This window comes from Mycobacterium sp. SMC-4, assembly GCF_025263265.1.
Lineage (GTDB): Bacteria > Actinomycetota > Actinomycetes > Mycobacteriales > Mycobacteriaceae > Mycobacterium.
Genome location: NZ_CP079869.1, coordinates 2,455,961 through 2,473,692 on the forward strand (window position 1 = coordinate 2,455,961; position 17,732 = coordinate 2,473,692).

A 17,732-nucleotide genomic window follows, 5' to 3' on the forward strand; every position below is an offset into this window, starting at 1 on the left:
GTCGGTGAGTGAAGGCAGGGGGCCGGGCGACGCTGCGTGCGCCAAGGCGCCGGTGGTGGTGTTGTCCGGCCCGTCTGCCGTCGGTAAGTCCACCGTTGTGCGCTGCCTGCGCGAGCGCGTCCCGGACCTGTATTTCAGCGTCTCGGTGACCACTCGGGCTCCACGACCGGGAGAAGTCGACGGCGTGGACTACTCGTTCGTGACGGCAGCACAGTTTCAGCAGCTCATCGACACCGGTGCGCTGTTGGAGTGGGCCGACATCCACGGTGGGTTGCATCGTTCTGGAACGCCCGCCGGACCGGTGGCTGCTGCCACCGCGGCCGGTCGCCCGGTGTTGATCGAGGTCGACTTGGCCGGAGCCCGCGCCGTCAAGGCAGCCCTGCCGGAGTGCACCACCGTGTTTCTGGCGCCACCCAGCTGGGAGGTGTTGGAGCGCCGGCTGGTCGGCCGCGGCACCGAGACGCCGGAGGTGATGGCCCGGCGGTTGCAGACGGCCCGCGAGGAGCTGGCCGCGCAGGGCGACTTCGACGAGGTCGTCGTCAACAGCCAATTGGAATCGGCGTGCGCTGAATTGGTATCCTTGCTGGTGGCCCACACGCAGGTCCGGCGCGAACATCAGTGAATCGCTGCCTCGCACGGTCAACACCAGTATTTCGACATCGACAATCGCCAAGCATCGCCCGCCGATATTCGCCAGGAGAACTTCTCACGTGAGCACCCCCCAGATCACTGCGGTGGACCTCGACACGTCCGCCGCCAGCGCCTACGACACGCCGCTGGGTATCACCAACCCGCCGATCGACGAGCTGCTCGACCGCGCGTCGAGCAAGTACGCGCTGGTCATCTACGCCGCCAAGCGTGCACGTCAGATCAACGACTACTACAACCAGCTCGGTGACGGGATCCTGGAGTACGTCGGACCGCTGGTCGAGCCGGGTTTGCAGGAGAAGCCGCTGTCGATCGCTCTGCGTGAGATCCACGCCGACCTGCTCGAGCACACCGAGGGCGAATAACCCGGGCCGCTGGAGTGGACCGCAAACGGATCATCGTCGGCGTCGCCGGTGGCATCGCCGCCTATAAGGCGGCCACGCTGGTCCGCCAGCTCACCGAGGCCGGCCATTCGGTCCGGGTGGTGCCCACCGACTCCGCGCTGCGGTTCGTCGGGGCGGCCACCTTCGAGGCACTGTCCGGCAACCCCGTTCATACCGGGGTGTTCGAAGACATCCACGAGGTTCCGCATGTGCGCATCGGCCAGGGTGCGGACCTGGTCGTCGTTGCACCGGCCACTGCCGACCTGCTGGCCCGCGCCGCCGGTGGTCGCGCCGACGACCTGCTCACGGCAACTCTGCTCACCGTGCGATGCCCGGTGCTCTACGCGCCGGCGATGCACACCGAGATGTGGCAACACGCTGCCACCAGCGAGAATGTGGCGACGCTGCGACGCCGCGGCGCGGTGGTGATGGAACCGGCATCGGGACGGCTGACAGGTGCCGACAGCGGCCCAGGGCGGCTACCGGAGGCCGAAGAGATCAGCACACTGGCGCAACTGCTGTTGGCCCGCGGTGACGCCCTGCCTTACGACCTGGCGGGCGTCAAGGTCCTGGTGACCGCCGGGGGCACCCGGGAACCGATCGATCCGGTCCGTTTCATCGGCAACCGCAGCTCCGGCAAGCAGGGTTACGCGATGGCGCGGGTGATGGCACAACGCGGCGCCGACGTGACCCTCATCGCCGGGAACACCGCCGGGCTTGTCGATCCGGCCGATGTCGAGGTCATCCATATCGGCTCGGCTGCCCAACTGGCCGACACCGTCTCCAAGCACGCGCCCGAGGCCAACGTCTTGGTGATGGCTGCCGCTGTCGCTGATTTCCGGCCCGCCCACCCTGCGGTCAACAAGATCAAGAAGGGGCCGGCCGGCGAGGGGGAGCCGACCATCGAGCTGGTCCGCAACGATGACGTGCTGGCCGGAGCGGTCCGTTCCCGCGCCGACGGCCAATTGCCGAACATGCGCGCCATTGTCGGGTTCGCTGCCGAAACCGGGGATGCCAATGGCGACGTGCTCTTCCACGCTCGGGCCAAGCTCGCACGTAAGGGGTGCGATCTGCTGGTGGTCAACGCAGTGGGGGAGAATCGGGCCTTCGAGGTCGACCACAATGACGGGTGGCTGCTGTCGGCCGACGGAAATGAGTCGGCATTGGAGCACGGTTCGAAGACGGTGATCGCCAGCCGTATTGTGGACGCAATCTCGGCCTTCCTGCGCACCAGCGCCGGGTAGGCCCGAGCACGTGTCAGCGTGCGTGTAAGGGTTGCGCGTGGCGGGGGCACACGCTTGGGTGCAAGAGGCGCCCGCGACGGCGTGGCCACCGCCTGTATATGTTGACTGACTAACTACCTCAGGTGTGCTGAGTGAAAGGGTTCGATGTGAGTGAAGCGCGGTTGTTTACCAGTGAGTCGGTGACCGAGGGGCACCCCGACAAGATCTGTGACGCCATCAGCGACTCGGTGCTCGACGCGCTGCTCGCCGACGATCCGAAGTCGCGTGTCGCGGTGGAGACGCTGGTGACGACCGGTCAGGTGCATGTCGTCGGTGAGGTGACCACCGCCGCCAAGTCCGCGTTCGCCGATATCACCAACACGGTGCGCGAGCGCATCCTCGAGATCGGCTACGACCACTCGGACAAGGGCTTCGACGGCGAGACCTGTGGCGTCAACATCGGCATCGGACGGCAGTCACCGGACATCGCGCAGGGTGTCGACACGGCCCACGAGACCCGCGTCGGTGGCGCCGCCGACCCGCTTGACTCCCAGGGCGCCGGCGACCAGGGGTTGATGTTCGGCTATGCGATCGCCGACACCCCGGAACTGATGCCGTTGCCGATCGCGCTGGCCCACCGGTTGTCGCGCAAGCTGACCGAGGTCCGCAAGAACGGCACGTTGGGCTACCTGCGTCCCGACGGCAAGACCCAGGTCACCGTGCAGTACGACGGCACCAAGCCGGTGCGGCTGGACACCGTGGTGTTGTCCACCCAGCACGCTGACGGTATTGCGCTGGACAGCCAGTTGGAGCCGGAGATCAAGCAGCACGTCATCGACGCGGTGCTCACCGAGCTGGCACACGACACGCTGGATACCTCGAACCCGCGGATTCTTGTCAACCCGACGGGCAAGTTCGTTCTCGGCGGACCGATGGGCGACGCCGGGCTGACCGGCCGCAAGATCATCGTCGACACCTACGGTGGATGGGCGCGCCACGGTGGTGGGGCCTTCTCCGGCAAGGATCCGTCCAAGGTTGACCGTTCGGCCGCTTACGCGATGCGCTGGGTGGCCAAGAACGTGGTCGCCGCCGGTCTGGCCGAGCGTGTCGAGGTACAGGTCGCCTACGCGATCGGCAAGGCGGCGCCGGTCGGCCTGTTCGTCGAGACCTTCGGCTCGGAGACCGTCGACCCGGTCAAGATCGAGAAAGCCATCGGTGAGGTGTTCGACCTGCGTCCGGGTGCGATCGTGCGCGACCTCGACCTGTTGCGCCCGATCTACGCGCCGACGGCGGCATACGGGCACTTCGGCCGAACCGATATCGAACTGCCCTGGGAACAGCTCAACAAGGTCGACGACCTCAAGGCTGCGGTGTAGCAATCCCGTCGGCGACGAACTGGTAGTCGTCGATCGGGAAGCGGCGGCTGCGCCAGTACGCCTCGAGCGTGCTGGCGGGCCGCAGCGGAACGTCGCCGTGTTCGTCGAAGTAGTAGCTGTTGGCCAGCCGACAGCTGTCCTGCCAGAAGATCTGGCGGTGCCGTTTGCGCATCATCTCGGCGAAAAAGCGCTCGTTGGCCTCTGCACGCACTTCCACTCGGGTCGCCCCGCGCTGCTGCGCCGTGCGAAGGCAGCGCACGATGTGGCCGGTCTGTGCTTCGATGAGCGCGAAGTAGGACGAGCCGACGTAGCCGTATGGGCCGAAGACGGTGAAGAAGTTCGGGAATCCCGGGATGCTGACGCCCTCGTAGGCCTGTAGCCGGTTCTCGTGCCAGAACTGTGCCAGCGAGCGGCCCCCGCGGCCGCGGACCGGGAACGTCGGCACATTGTCAGGATCCATGACCTTGAATCCGGTCGCCAAGATCAACACGTCGACCTCGCGGAGCGCGCCGTCGGTGGTGACAACACCCGATCCGGTGATCGTGTCGATGGGTTCGGTGACCAGATCGACGTTGTCGCGGTTGAACGTCGACAGATAGGTGTTGTGAAACCCGGGTCGCTTGCAGCCGACGGCGTACCGCGGTGTCAGCTTGTCCCTGGTCTCGGGATCGTGCACCTGCTTGCGCAGGTAGGCGCGGCCGAGCCGGGACATCCGCTTGGCCATCGGGTTGACGGTGAAATACTGGGCGGCCAGTGGGAACGTCAACTCGACATAGGCCTGACTGATCATCCGCTGCAGCGTGCGGCCCAGCGGCAACCGCATCAGCGCCCGCGCCGCGGCCGGCAGCGCTACGTCGAATTTCGGGAAGCACCAGATCGGCGTGCGCTGAAAGACCGTGAGCTGCCCGGCGACCGGGGCGATCTCCGGAATCACCTGCACCGCTGACGCTCCGGTACCGATGACCGCGACACGTTTGCCGCACAGGTCGAGGTCGTGATCCCAGCGCGCGGTGTGCACCGTCGCCCCGGTGAACGCGTCCACCCCCGCGATGTCGGGAAGCTTGGGCACCGTCAACACGCCGCTGGCATTGATCAGGAAGCGCGCGGTGATCAGCTCACGCTCTGCACCGCGTTGCAGCTCGATCTGCCAGAGACCCTGGTTTTCTTGATAGTCCGCTCCGCTCACCCTCGTGCCGAAGCGGATCCGTGACCGCAGGCCGTATCTGTCGACGCAGCGTGTGGCGTACGCAGCCAGTTCACCGCCCGGCGCGTAGGTACGTGACCAGTCGGCGCTCTGCTCGAACGAGAACTGATAGGAGAACGACGGAATATCCACCGCGATACCGGGATAGGTGTTCCAGTACCAGGTACCGCCGACGTCGTCGCCCGCCTCGACGACGAGGTAGTCAGCCAGGCCCGCCCGGTCGAGCTGGATCGCAGCGCCGATGCCGGAGAAGCCGGCACCGACGATGACGGTGTGGTAATCGGGGCCTGTCATCGGTCCTCCTCGGTCAGGCCAGTGCGTCGCGCAATGCGCGCAGTCCGCGTTGGACCGCGTCCGTGGCGGCGGGGACCACACCGGCGTAGCCGAGGTAACCGTGCACCAGCGATTCCGCGTTGTGAAGTTCGACCGAAACCCCGGCGCCGGACAACAGTTCGGCGTAGCGCATGCCGTCGTCACGAAGCGGATCGTGACCGGCCACCGCGATATACGCCGGCGCCGTGCCCGCCAGATCCCCGCGCGCGGGCACGAGTGTGGCCGGCGGCGGGGAGAGTTCTCCGTCGCCGAGGTACCAGCGGGTGAATCCCTTGCAGGCGTCCAGGGAGAGAATCGGAGCCTCGGCGTTCTCGACGAACGAGGGCAGCGACGTATCGAAGGTGGTCGAGGGGTACCACAGCAACTGCATCCGCAGTGCCACCCCGGCGTCGCGGGCCAGCTGGGCAATGACCGCCGCAAGGTTTCCACCCGCGGAATCGCCTGCCACAGCAACGCGTTGGGAGTCGGCTCCGAGCTCCTCGGCGTGCTCGACCACCCACTGTGCTGCCACCCAGCTGTCCTCCACAGCGGCCGGGTAGGGGTGCTCGGGCGCGAGGCGGTAGTCCACCGACACCACCACCGCGCGACTACCGACGGCGTGGAGCCGCGCGATGGTGTCGTAGGTGTCCAGATCACCGACCGACCATCCGCCACCGTGAACGAACAGCACCACCGGCAGTATCGGCTGCTTGGTCGGGGGTCGGTACACCCGCACCGGGATCGGGCCGGCCGGTGAATCGATCACCCGGTCCTCGGCTTCGACTTCTGGGTGCAGATCCTGGCGAGGAAGATCGCGAAACCGCCGTCGGGCATCGGCCGGTCCACCATCGGTGGTCAGCTGGAACGGAACGGCCTCGAGCACCTTGTGCAGAATGGGATCCAACTCCACGGTCATGCAGCCACGGTACGCACGCAGCCTGGTGGCGGTCGAGGTAAACCCCCGTTGCGGGTCTGAGTGGCCGACAATGAGGGCATGCGACGCCCCATCACACTTGCCCCGCTGACCGTGCTCGAACTCGGTCCTGACGAGTTGGTCGCGTGTGCTGCCCAGGCCGGGTACGACGGCGTCGGCCTGCGGTTGATCCGTGCGACTGAGCAGGAGCCGCTGCGTCCGACGATCGGCCGTACCGCGCTGATCCGTGAGACGCGGCGCCGCCTCGACGACACCGGCATGTTTGTGCTCGACGTCGAGGTGCTGCGGCTGCGTCCCGAGACCCGGGTGCGGACCGACTTCGGCCCGCTTCTGGAGACCGCCGCCTACCTTGGCGCGAGCCAGGTGCTGGTCACAGGTAATGATCCCGACCATTCGCGGTTGGCTGACAACCTGAGCGAACTCGGGCTATTCGCCGGTGAATTCGGTCTGACGCCGAACCTGGAGCCCATGCCCTGGACCACGGTGGCTGACCTCGGTGCCGGTGCCGCCATCGTGGCGCGGTGTGCCGGTGAGAAGGTCGGGCTGCTCGTCGACGCACTGCATTACGACCGCGCGCAGACGACGCCCGCCGAGTTGGCGACGCTACCCGCCGAGTGGTTCCGTTATGTCCAGATCTGCGACGCGACGCTGCCGCGACCGGACTCTGTTGACGAGCTGCGCTATCAGGGCCGCAATGCGCGGATGCTGCCCGGTGAGGGCTGCATCGATCTGGTGGCCATGCTGCAGGTGCTGCCGCGCGTACCGGTCAGCATCGAGTCGCCGGTGCTGTGGCGAGCTCCGGCGGGAGTACGGGCCCGCGCCGCCCTGCGCGCGGCGCGGCGCGTCATCGCGCGTGCCGAGGCCGAACGGATGGCTCTGTCAGCCTGATCCGGCCGCGGCACCCTGCGAGCGTGCGGCGGCCAGTAAGTCCGCCACCCGCGCCACGTGAGGTTCACGGATCACCGAATCGTGGTCACAACCGATGCGTTCGATCTGCAGTTGGCCGGTCAACACCTGTGGCCAGGCCCGCACGTCATCGAGATTGAACTCGCTGAGCACCAGCAGGGTTGGACCGGAATACGGCCTCGGACGGTGCAGTCGCCCCACCCGCACGCCCACCTCGCGTAGCGCGTCCACCTTCTGCTCGACGCTGTTGCCGATGATTCCGGCCAGTGGCAGACACAACCGGTTTCGCCACAGTGTGGTGGCGTCGATCGGATCCTGTTGCAGCAGTGTCGATGCCGCATCGGGCACAGCCCGTCGCGCGGCGCGTACGGTCCGCGGCGGCAGGAACGGATCGAGCAGCGTGACCAGGGCGACCTCGTGACCGCGGGCCATCAGCCTGTTGGCCACGTCAAGGGTGATGAAAGCTCCCAGCGAGTGGCCGACCAATGTGTAGGGTCCCGACGGCTGAATCTTGACCAGGTCCTCGACATAGCGGCGCGCGGCGCGCGCGACTGTCCAATCCGGGAACCCGCGGTTTTCCAGACCGTGTGCCTGAAAGGCGACCACCGCGGTATCGGGCGGAATGCGATCGGCGAGTGGAACGAAGGACAGCGCCGAGGCTCCGGCACCGGCAAAGCAGAACACGGTCTCACGAGTCTGACTGCCGGGAGCGCGTAGCACCACCGTGGTCGGAGCAAGCCGGGTGCCGCGCTGTCCGGCATGTCCATTTCGGCGCGCATCGACCACCGTGGCGAACTGCGCCACCGTCGGTGCTTTCGCCAGATCCGACGGCGCCAGCACCACCTGGTGCTGTTCGCCCACGACGGTGACCATCTGCAGCACGTTGAGCGAATCCCCACCCAGCGCATAGAAATTCTCGTTGCGCCCGACCTCCTCGAGTCGCAGGATCTGCGCCCACGCCTGTGCGATCTGGGTTTCGGAGCCCGGATGGGTAGGTTCGATCGGTCCGCGCGTCGGGGCCGGCAGCGCCGCGCGGTCGACCTTCCCGCGCTCGTTGCGGGGAAGCGATTCGAGCATGACGACGTGGGTGGGGATCATCCAAGCCGGCAACCGGGTGTGCAGCGCAGCGCGTATCACCGCCACCGCGGGAGTTCGAATGCCCGGCGCCGGGGAGACGTAGCCAATCAGGGTTGCCGATTCCTCGGACTGGTCGGCGACCACGAGCGCCTCCCGGATCCCCGGGCAGTCCAGCAGCGCCGCTTCGACCTCAGCCGGTTCGACCAGGTAACCGCGGACCTTGATCGCAGCGTCCATGCGCCCCAGCACGATCAGGTTGCCGTCGTCGGTGATGCGCGCTCGGTCGTTGGTCACAAATGTGGTGGTCCCGTCGGGGTTGTCGACGAACGTGGTGGCAGCCGCTTCGGGTTTGAGATAGCCCGCGGCCAGGTGGCGCGAGGTGACGGTCAGACGTCCCTTTTCGTCGATATCCAGGGTCTTGTGTGGAACGGCTGTGCCGGCCGGGACCACTCCCGCCGGGATCTCGTCGGAGGGCCAGATGTCGAAGTGTGCGATGCCCAGGGTTTCCGACGAACCTACCCAGTTGGTCAGCACAGCACGGGGCGCGAGCGCGCGCGCCCGCCGAATGACGTTGCTGTACACCGGTTCTCCGGTGGTCACGATGCGTTCGACAGCGTCGAGGCGCCGACCGTCGGCCACCTCGGTGAGTGACTGCAGCAACGATGGTGTGCACATGAGAATGTCGACCTCGCCCAGTTGGTCGAGGATCGACTCGGGGGACTGAGTGCGTGGGTCGATCGCGGTCATCTGCGCCCCCGACAGCAGCGTGCCGATCGCGACATTGAGCCCGGCGGCGAAGCTGACGGGCATACACAGCGCCACTCGGCGGCCCTCGGTGATCCCGAACCTGTCGCGATGCAGAATCCAGTCGCTGAGCCACGTGCCGTGGGTGTACAGCACCGCCTTCGGTTCTCCGGATGAGCCGGAGGTGAATTGGATGCTGGTGATCGTCGGCACCTGGGGTGCCCGGTCGATTCTGCTGTCGGCAATCGGCGTACGGCCGGCAGGATGCAACGATTCGGATGCAAACACGCTGTCGAGCGGCACCGCGGAGGCCTCGTCGACCACCACGGTGTCCAGGGCGTAGCCCTGTTCGGTCAACACATCGGCGATGCGGCGCATCCGGTCCAGTGGCAGGCCGGTGTCCAGCGGCACCAGTGGCGCGCCGGCAGCGAAGCTGCCCAGGATCACCGCGGCGGTGTCGGGATTGAGGCCACCGATCAGCACCACTGGGGCGTCGGGGCGCACCCGCGCGCGCAGGGCGCGCGCCCACGTGCTGGATGCGGCCTGCAATCGGCCGTAGCTGATCGAACCCTCACCGGAGTGCAGCGCAAGATGTTGGGCGTTCACCTCGGCAACCTCGGCGAAGCGTTGTGTGACCGAGTCGTACGTGATCGGGTTGACCTGTGAATAATCAGGGCGGGCAGGCGCTTTGGCCACTGATACGTCCAGCGTCTGGCCACTGCTGGTCCTGGCGACCTTGCGAAGCAGCAGTACGGCCGGTCCCAGGACGATCACAGTGGTCAGCAACTCGGCTGCCAGGTAGGTGTAGGCGACCGCGTTGATACCCCAGGTCGGGGTGGTGAGGATCACTCCGGTGACGACCACGATGCCGAGCACCAGCTGTGCAGTGACCGCGAGACGGAGCCTGCGCTGTAGGCGTGCCAGCGCGGTGTAGACGGTCACCAGAGCCACCGATGGCAGGGTCAGCGCCATGATGCGGATCAGCGTGGTGCCGTGTTCGGCGTAATCGGGACCCAGGATGCCGAGAATCCATGGCGCGCTGAATTGCAGTGCGATGCAGCCACCGAGAGCGGCACCGCCACACAACAATACGAACCGCTTGGTGCATGCGCGAAGATCCGCGCCCGGGGTCGACGCGGTGGCGATGAACGGCGCCGCCGTTGCGCCGATCAACACTCCCACCGTGTTGACCACCAGCCAGCACATCGAAAAGTACGCATTCATCTCGGTCCCGAGCTGGGCCACCACGACCAGCGGCACCAGCAGCGGGATGGTCACCGAGACCGCATTGATCGTGTAGGAGCTGGCGAAGAACTTCACCAGTTCGCGGCGGTCGGGAAGCGTCGAGGTGCCGTGGTGGCGGGCGGTCTCCCGCCGGATCACCACGATGGCGATGATGGCGGTGATCACCGCCGCCGGTACGACCCACGACCACACGATCGCTGCGCCGGTCGACAACGGGATGAGGGCCGCCACCGCGATCAGCTTCGCGGTGGATTGGCTGATGTTCTTCGTTGCGATGGTGCGGGCCCGGCCCAGGCCGATGAGTACCTGATCCTGCAGGGCGTAGACCGCCAGCACTGCGACGAACAGCGGAAAAACCAGTGTCTCGAAAGTCGTGGGAAACAACTGAGATCGAGGACCGGCCAGCACGAAGATGACTCCGAAGATCAGTGCGGCACCCACGACGAATGAAGTGCCGGTGCGCACCAGAGGCGCAGTGCGTGCTCCGGCCAGCGGCAGAAAACGCTCGTAGAGGCTGCCGAGGCTGAAGTTGGCGAGGATCGCGATCAGGCCGGCCGACGAGATGATCGCCGACGCGCGGCCCACCTCGGCGGTCGAATACCCGCGCGCGGCCACAGTCCAGAACACGAAGCCCAGCACCCCGGTCGCTGCGCTGGAGGTCATCACCGCCACGATGTCCACGCCCAGCCCCCGACCCGCACGGTTGCGGTGGGAGATGGCTGCGGTGGTCGGCATCGGCTGAGTCCTCGTGGCGGCGTGCAGGAGACCTGGTATGCGCTGGCACACCGGTGATGGGTGCGGCCGGATCGGCCGAGGGACGACGATACTCCATGGGGGGAGGTTTGCTTAGGCTATCCAAAGTTGTGGCGCTCGTCATAGTGACGTGGCGTAGCCGACCGCGGCGCCGCGCAGTTCGATAGTGTCCCTCATCAGTCTAAGGGCCGTGTTTTCAGCATACGGTCTCTACAAACGTGTTCATGTTCATGGCATAGTGAAATGCTATCTGCCTCAGGGGGTTTGAGACGTGACAGAGATTGCACCCGACTCGCAGGTGCATATCCGAGCAAAGATGAACGAGTATCTGTACCCCCTCGACGAGGAGACTGGGGCCACCCACCGGCCCACCGTCACGGTGGTCCTGCCCACCCGCAACGAAGCTCGCAACCTGCCTTATGTCGCCGAACGGATGCCACCCGTCGACGAGATCGTGGTCATCGACGGTGGCTCGGACGACGGCACCGCCGACGTGGCGCGTGCCTTGTGGCCGCAGGCCGTGGTGATCGAGCAGACCCGAAGCGGCAAGGGAAATGCGTTGGCATGTGGTTTCCGGGCGGCCACCGGCGACATCATCGTGATGATCGACGGCGACGGGTCGACCGACCCGGCCGAGATTCCGCTTTTCGTCGCAACGTTGGTCGAAGGGGCCGACCTGGCCAAGGGTAGTCGGTTCGCCGGCGGCGGCGGAAGCGACGACATCACCCATATCCGCAGGTTGGGAAACAAAGGTCTGAACTGGCTGGTCAACCAGATCTTCGACACCGATTTCAGCGATCTGTGCTACGGCTACAACGCTTTTTGGCGGCGCAACCTCAGCTGCCTGAACCTACCGCCCGTCGAAGCCGCCGAACCGCAGTGGGGCGACGGATTCGAGATCGAGACAGTGATCAACGTGCGCGCCGCCCGCAGCGGATGGCTGATCCGCGAGGTGGGTAGCTTCGAAGGGCCACGAATCTACGGTCGCAGCAACCTCAATGCGGTCACCGACGGCATGCGCGTGCTGCGTACGATCCGACGCGAACGCCAAGAGCACCGCGCGCTGCGCGCGGTCGTCGCCACCGGTTGATGCTCACCTCGGTCAGTATCAGTGTGGTCATCTGTTGCTACACCACGAAACGCCGTCGCGTCCTGGGCGCGGCGCTGGAGGCTGCACATGGGCAGCTCACGCCCAGTGACGAATTGATCATCGTCGTCGACGGCAACGACGAACTGCTCGCCGACCTGAGCGCCTGCCGTGGCCCATCGATCATGCTGATACCCAACGAGTTCGACCGCGGTCTCTCGGGTGCGCGCAACTCCGGGCTGCGCAGGTCGTCCGGCGATGTCGTGGTCTTCCTCGATGACGACGCCGTGCTGCGATCCGGCGCGTTGGAAGCCGTGCGCGTCGCCTTCGCCGATCCCTCGGTCACCGCGCTCGGTGGGGCGGTGCACGCGGACTGGCGCGACGGCTCCGAGCCGCGCTGGTTTCCGCCGGAGTTCGGGTGGGTCGTCGGTTGTGACTACCGGGGTCTGCCTTCTGATGGTTCCGCCATCCGCAACCCGATCGGCGCAGCGATGGCGGTGCGCCGTCAGCAGCTCAACCAGATCGGTGGGTTCAGCACGGCCCTCGGGCGCACCGGCACGGTGCCGACCGGCTGCGAAGAGACCATGATGGGCATCGAACTCGTGCGGCGCGACCCCCGGGCCCGCATCATCCGGCGTACCCGGTTCGCGGTGTCGCATCACGTTCCCCGGGATCGAGCCACGTTGTCCTACTTCGTCAGCCGGTGTTTTCACGAGGGACGTAGCAAGGCCGTGCTGGCCTCGCTGTGCGGGCGGTCCTCGTCGCTGGCCAGTGAACGTTCCTACACGATGAGAACTCTTCCGTCGGGACTATGGAGGTCACGGTGGCGACTGACCAGAATGCTGGCCCTGATACTCGGACTGACGGTCACCACGTCCGGGTATCTGTGGGGATCGATCGGCGCAGGCCGGCAGAGGGGCGCACAGTGAACAGGATTGCGAAGTGGTTGGCCAATTCGCGCGTCACCGGGTGGGTGTCACTGGTCACCCTGCTGTACCCGGCCGCGGAATGGGTCGTCTCGGCGTCGTGGCGCGGCTTTTACAGTTACCGGGAGGACCCGGTCGGCCCACTGGGAGTGGCATTCTGTGGCCCGCAGGGGAACTGGCCGTGCAGTGACCTCTACCGGGTGACCAACGTTGCACTCGTGGCGACCGGCCTGGCCGTCGCCTTCGTGGCGGTGAGTCTGGTGGTGCAGCGAGTCATCGATCGCGGTCCCGCCGCTGCCCTGGCAGTTGGGGGTGTCGCGTTCGCTGGTGCCGGGGTTGTCACCCAGCACCTCAGCTACGCGTGGAACTCGACGCTTCTCGCGGTGTTCATGACGCTGGGGGCGCTCAACGCGATCTTCGTGGCGCTGAGCAGCTCGACGCAACTGACCGGCGAGCGCCGGTTGGTTGCGGCGCTTGCCGGAACGGTCGCTTTCATCGGGTACTTCATGTTCATCGGCGTGCACGACGCCTTCGGTCATGGGGGAGCACAGCGCATGGCGATCTACGGCGTTCTGGTCACGGTGATTGCCCTGGGAACCGCCGGTCTGAGGACGGCGACGCCGGCCCTGGTGGGGAGTCGAGAATGAGCGCCCGCAGGACTCGATCATGGCGCGCCAGCGCCGTGTTCGCCGTTCTCGCCCTGTGTGGTTGCGCCGCGCCCGCCTCGGTGGGGCACGCCGATCCCGCCGGACCGCGGGTGGTGTTCTTCGATGATTTCGACGGACCGGCCGGATCGGCGCCGTCCCCGCAGTGGCGTTACGACCTCGGCGGTGGTGGCTGGGGTAATGACGAGATGCAGATCTACACCGACAGCCCGGCCAACGTCAGCCTCGACGGGTCGGGGCACCTGGCCATCACCGCACGTGCCGACGCCGCCAATCGGATCACCTCGGCGCGCATCACCACCAGGAACACCGTTGAGTTCACTTTCGGGCGCGCCGAAGCGCGTATCGCGCTGCCGGCCGGGCGCGGGTTGCATCCGGCGTTCTGGCTGCTGGGTTCGGACGCCGACCGCGTCGGGTGGCCCGCCGCAGGCGAAATCGATGTCATCGAAACCCTCAATGACGCAACGGAATACCACACCGGTGTGCACGCTCCGCGGGACGGCTTCGCGCGCGGACAAGAGATCTCGGCCTCCGCTGCGGCTCCGGTCGTACTGGCCGGTCAGTTCCGCACCTACTGGGTGGACCGCACACCCGGACGCATCGTCACCGGCATCGATGACATGACGCTGTTGCACGTCACCCCAGCCGATCTGGCCGAAGGTGCTCGATGGGTCTTCGACGCCCCCTTCTTCCTACTGCTCAACCTTGCAGTCGGTGGAGCGTGGCCCGGACCGCCCGACCTGACAACGCCGAATCCCTCGACCATGCTGGTGGATTGGGTGCGGGTGATCGAGTCGTGAATCGACGTGTCCTCGAACCGGCGATGCCGCCGCAGACCCGTCCGCAATGGGCCAAAGCCCGATGGGTAGGAATGATCGACCTCGACGACTGGGGTGTCGGTCCGGCCGGTGAACTGGAGTTCGAGGCCCGCCACAGCGACGGGTACCGGATCGCGCGGATACTCGTGCGGTCCGGTCGTGCGCCGGTCGCGTTTGTCGAGGGCCCGATCGTCGACAGTGTGGTCCGAATCCAGGTTCCGCCGTGCAGGCCGCCGGCACCACCCCCGCTCCCCACGCTGCCGCCGATCTCGGTGGTGGTGTGCACCCGGGAGCGGCCACAGCAACTCGCCGATGCGCTGGAATCGCTGCGCAGAATCGACTACCCGGACTTCGAGATCGTGGTGGTGGACAACGCTGGGCTCACCGACGCCACCGCCCGTGTGGTCGCGGCCCTCGGCGACGACCGGGTGCGTTGCGTCGCCGAACCGGTCCCCGGGCTGTCGACGGCCCGCAACACCGGGTTACGCGCCGCCCGCCACAATCTGGTGGCCTACACCGACGACGACGTCTACGTCGACCGGCACTGGCTGCTCGCTCTCGCACGCGGTTTCGCCCGCTCGCCACAGGTGGCGTGCGTGTCCGGGCTGGTGCCCAGCGGCGAACTGCGCACCGCGGCACAAGGATATTTTGATCAACGGGTCTCCTGGTCGGGACCGCTGCAACCGCAGCTGTTCACGCTGGCCGAGCCGCCGGCCGACCAGCCGTTGTTTCCCTTCCGAGTCGGTCGATTCGGCACCGGGGCCAACTTCGCAGTGAAACGGGATCGGGTGCTGGAGATCGGTGGCTTCGACGAAGCTCTGGGCGCCGGTACCGCAGCCCAGGGTGGCGAGGACCTCGATCTGTTCTTTCGGGTGCTCACCGGCGGTGACGCGTTGGCCACCGAACCTGCGGCGATCGTTTGGCACCGGCACCGCAGCGACAATGCGGCGCTGTTGGCCCAAGCACGAGGCTACGGTCTGGGCCTGGGCGCGTGGCTGACCAAGGTGGGGCTCGATCGGTCCCACCGCCGGCTGCTGGCCACGGTGATTCGCCGGCAGTTCCGTTCATCGGTGCGCGCCGGCGCAGAGTACGGTGCGATCATCGCGCCACCGTGGGATTTCCGGCAGGACGTGCCGTCGTCGGTGGGTCGGGTCGAGGTGCTGGCGGTGCTCGGTGGCCCGCGCGCATTGTGGCAGGGCCGCCGGCGGGTCCGCGAGGTGTCGACGGCGGACCACAAGTGACAGCCACCCTCGACCGCGGCGTCGCGATCCCCTCGGTGACGCTGACTGTGTACCGGACCCGAGTGCCGATGATCCGGGTGCGGCAGGCCGACCTGGCTGCAGCGGGGGCGTTGGCCGGTGCGGTGGCGTTGATCGATCTGCCGGCCACGCTTCGTGCGGTTGCGCTGATGCTGTTCATCGTCATCGGGCCCGGTGCTGCGGTGCTGACGTGGATCCGCATTCCGCGCCGCGCGCTGTTGGCGACGGTGCCCGTGTTGGGTGTGGCGATCACGACCTTGGTGACCATCATCGCGATGTGGTCCTACCGCTGGTCTGGGCCTGACATCCTGTGGACGCAGGTGGTGGCAGTCGGCGCCAGCAGCGCGACGTGGTATTACCGGACGCGCAGCACTCTGCTGGCGGCCACCCAGACCTGGCACTGGCGCACCCTGACTCGCGCCGGCGGCACTTCGCTTGTGCGACGGTATCTTTCACTGGCGCTCAGTGGGTCGGCAGTGCTGTTGTGGGGGCTGGCGCTTCCGGGGCTGCCGGGTCTGGACGCCAGCTACTACGGTCTGTTGTTCTCCGGCACAGGTCCGGTACTGGCGGCCTGCATCGCGCTGTGCGGCTGGGCGTTGTTGGTGGCGGTGCGCAACCGCCAACTGCCGGCAGCAGCGATCGCAGTGGGCGCGGCGGTCGTGGTCTCGCGTGTGACGACCTTCGTGGCGACCGAAGTGCCGCTCTACGACTGGACTTACAAGCATCTCGCGGTGGTGGACTACATCCTGGTGCACGGCAGGCTCGCCCCGGACGGCACCGACATCTATGCGCAGTGGTCGGCGTTTTTCGTCGTGTGGGCCTGGTTCTGTGACGTGACCGGATTCCCGGCGGTGTCGGTGGCACATGTTTTCGCACCGTTTGTCCATGTACTGATCGCGCTGACGGCGTACACCGGCGCACGCGTGATCGGGCGATCCCGCCGCACGGCGGTGACGGCGGCGTTCGTCATCGAGATCGCGAACTGGGTTGGACAGGATTACTTCTCGCCGCAGGCCTGGTCCCTGGTGCTGGCCTACGGCATGCTCGTTCTGTTGATGGCCTCTCGCCACAGTCCGGCCTGCGGCGTGCTCAGTATCGTGGTATTCGCGGCGATGGTTCCGACCCATCAGTTGACGCCGTTCTGGGCGGTCGCGGTGGCGGGCGCGCTATGTCTGCTCAAGCGGGCCCGGCCGTGGTGGATCGCCGTCGCAATGGCCGTGATCGTGGTGTCCTACCTGCTGCTCAATCTGGAGGCGGTGCTGCCCTACGGCTTGCTGTCGGGAGGCAGTCCGATCAGCAATGCCGCGAGCAACGTCCTGACCTCCGGACTACCGGCCAAGGACTTCACCTCGGCGGTGGTGCGTACGCTTTCGGTCGTCGTGCTGCTCACCGCGGTGGGGTGCGCGATCTGGAGGTGGCGGCGCAAACGCCCGGTGCTGGTGCTGGCGATTCTGGCCTTCAGTCCGTTCGGTCTGCTCTTCGGTCAGAGCTACGGCGGTGAGGCGATCTTCCGCGTCTATCTGTATTCGCTGCTGGGGTGCGCACTACTGATCGCCCCGGCGGTGGTCGACGCGATGGACGGGTTCCCTCGAACGACCAAGCGGGCCGGCAGGATCGCCAATCGGGCCGCAGCGACCGTCGGCCTGACCGCCGTGGCGGTCGCCGGATTGCACGGCTACGTCGCGCTGTGGCCTCTGGTGTACGAGACCCGAGCCCAGGTCGAGTTGATGGACCGGATCACCGATGGTGCCGATGTGCGGACCCGGCTGGTGATGCTGCGGCTGGGAGGTATGCCGACACGGCTCAATGCCGGCTATGCCGAAGTGACGCTGCACAACCCGTACTTCGACCAGACGATCGGTTACGACCTGTGGGACGGCCTGGATCCGCGACTGCCTGAATTGAAGGCCGCATTCCCCACTGCGCTGGACATCAAGACCCTCGACGACTACGCGCAGTACGACGCGTTCCGCGCCTATGTGCTGTTCAGCCCGCAGTCCAATCGGGCGGTCCGCTACTACGGGGACTTCCGGCCCGAAGCGATCGACACCATCCAACAGGCGCTGCGAAAGTCGCCGAACTGGACGGTATTCCACGAAGACGGCGAGATTCTGGTGTTCCGCACCGCGCACGAGTGGGACGTCGCGCCGCAATTGACCGCCCAGCGCTGAC

Annotated in this window: 14 protein-coding genes; 11 read left to right on the forward strand and 3 right to left on the reverse strand. The window is 66.7% G+C overall.

Features of this window, described 5'->3' with window-relative positions; translation table 11 throughout:
* Window positions 1-4: 4 nt before the first annotated feature.
* From gmk to metK, 4 genes are all read left to right on the forward strand, one after another.
* The gene (gene gmk / locus KXD98_RS11945) at window positions 5-622 is read left to right on the forward strand and encodes a guanylate kinase (RefSeq protein WP_260764537.1); all 618 of its coding nucleotides are present in this window, start codon (window positions 5-7) and stop codon (window positions 620-622) included.
* 88 nt (window positions 623-710) lie between these two features.
* Entirely contained in the window at window positions 711-1,013 is a 303-nt protein-coding gene (gene rpoZ, locus KXD98_RS11950) for a DNA-directed RNA polymerase subunit omega (RefSeq protein WP_260764539.1), read from the forward strand.
* A 14-nt stretch (window positions 1,014-1,027) separates the two neighbouring features.
* Window positions 1,028-2,275, forward strand: coding sequence for a bifunctional phosphopantothenoylcysteine decarboxylase/phosphopantothenate--cysteine ligase CoaBC (gene coaBC / locus KXD98_RS11955; RefSeq protein ID WP_260764540.1), 1,248 nt, complete (start codon window positions 1,028-1,030; stop codon window positions 2,273-2,275).
* A 146-nt stretch (window positions 2,276-2,421) separates the two neighbouring features.
* Window positions 2,422-3,630, forward strand: a complete 1,209-nt coding sequence (gene metK, locus KXD98_RS11960; protein ID WP_260764541.1) for a methionine adenosyltransferase — start codon at window positions 2,422-2,424, stop codon at window positions 3,628-3,630.
* On the opposite strand, the gene KXD98_RS11965 is transcribed toward metK, so the two are convergent.
* Window positions 3,614-5,128: an NAD(P)/FAD-dependent oxidoreductase gene (locus KXD98_RS11965; protein WP_260764542.1), complete on the reverse strand. Its 1,515-nt coding sequence runs from the start codon at window positions 5,126-5,128 to the stop codon at window positions 3,614-3,616. The genes metK and KXD98_RS11965 overlap by 17 nt on opposite strands.
* A 13-nt stretch (window positions 5,129-5,141) precedes the next feature.
* Window positions 5,142-6,062, reverse strand: a complete 921-nt coding sequence (locus KXD98_RS11970; RefSeq protein ID WP_260764543.1) for an alpha/beta hydrolase — start codon at window positions 6,060-6,062, stop codon at window positions 5,142-5,144.
* 78 nt (window positions 6,063-6,140) lie between these two features.
* Between KXD98_RS11970 and KXD98_RS11975 the strand changes: the two genes are divergently transcribed.
* Window positions 6,141-6,968 (forward strand): sugar phosphate isomerase/epimerase, encoded by an 828-nt coding sequence (locus tag KXD98_RS11975; RefSeq protein WP_260764544.1) that lies wholly within the window; start codon window positions 6,141-6,143, stop codon window positions 6,966-6,968.
* Here KXD98_RS11975 and KXD98_RS11980 read toward each other — a convergent pair.
* Window positions 6,960-10,787, reverse strand: a complete 3,828-nt coding sequence (locus KXD98_RS11980; RefSeq protein ID WP_260764545.1) for an alpha/beta fold hydrolase — start codon at window positions 10,785-10,787, stop codon at window positions 6,960-6,962. The genes KXD98_RS11975 and KXD98_RS11980 overlap by 9 nt on opposite strands.
* 334 nt (window positions 10,788-11,121) lie before the next feature.
* Here KXD98_RS11980 and KXD98_RS11985 point away from each other — a divergent pair, with 334 nt between their 5' ends.
* The 6 genes from KXD98_RS11985 to KXD98_RS12010 are packed head-to-tail and all read left to right on the forward strand — an operon-like array spanning window position 11,122 to window position 17,731.
* Entirely contained in the window at window positions 11,122-11,895 is a 774-nt protein-coding gene (locus KXD98_RS11985) for a glycosyltransferase family 2 protein (protein ID WP_260764546.1), read from the forward strand.
* Complete coding sequence (locus KXD98_RS11990) at window positions 11,895-12,821, forward strand: glycosyltransferase family 2 protein (RefSeq protein WP_260764548.1); 927 nt, start codon at window positions 11,895-11,897, stop codon at window positions 12,819-12,821. Before KXD98_RS11985 ends, KXD98_RS11990 begins: the two co-directional genes overlap by 1 nt.
* Complete coding sequence (locus KXD98_RS11995; protein ID WP_260764549.1) at window positions 12,818-13,465, forward strand: hypothetical protein; 648 nt, start codon at window positions 12,818-12,820, stop codon at window positions 13,463-13,465. Before KXD98_RS11990 ends, KXD98_RS11995 begins: the two co-directional genes overlap by 4 nt.
* A complete protein-coding gene (locus KXD98_RS12000) occupies window positions 13,462-14,283 on the forward strand; it encodes a glycoside hydrolase family 16 protein (protein ID WP_260764550.1) in 822 nt (273 codons plus the stop codon). The genes KXD98_RS11995 and KXD98_RS12000 overlap by 4 nt, the downstream gene beginning before the upstream one ends.
* 23 nt (window positions 14,284-14,306) lie before the next feature.
* The gene (locus tag KXD98_RS12005; protein ID WP_396883171.1) at window positions 14,307-15,542 is read left to right on the forward strand and encodes a glycosyltransferase family 2 protein; all 1,236 of its coding nucleotides are present in this window, start codon (window positions 14,307-14,309) and stop codon (window positions 15,540-15,542) included.
* Window positions 15,539-17,731: a hypothetical protein gene (locus KXD98_RS12010; RefSeq protein WP_260764553.1), complete on the forward strand. Its 2,193-nt coding sequence runs from the start codon at window positions 15,539-15,541 to the stop codon at window positions 17,729-17,731. The genes KXD98_RS12005 and KXD98_RS12010 overlap by 4 nt, the downstream gene beginning before the upstream one ends.
* Window position 17,732 lies beyond the last annotated feature (1 nt).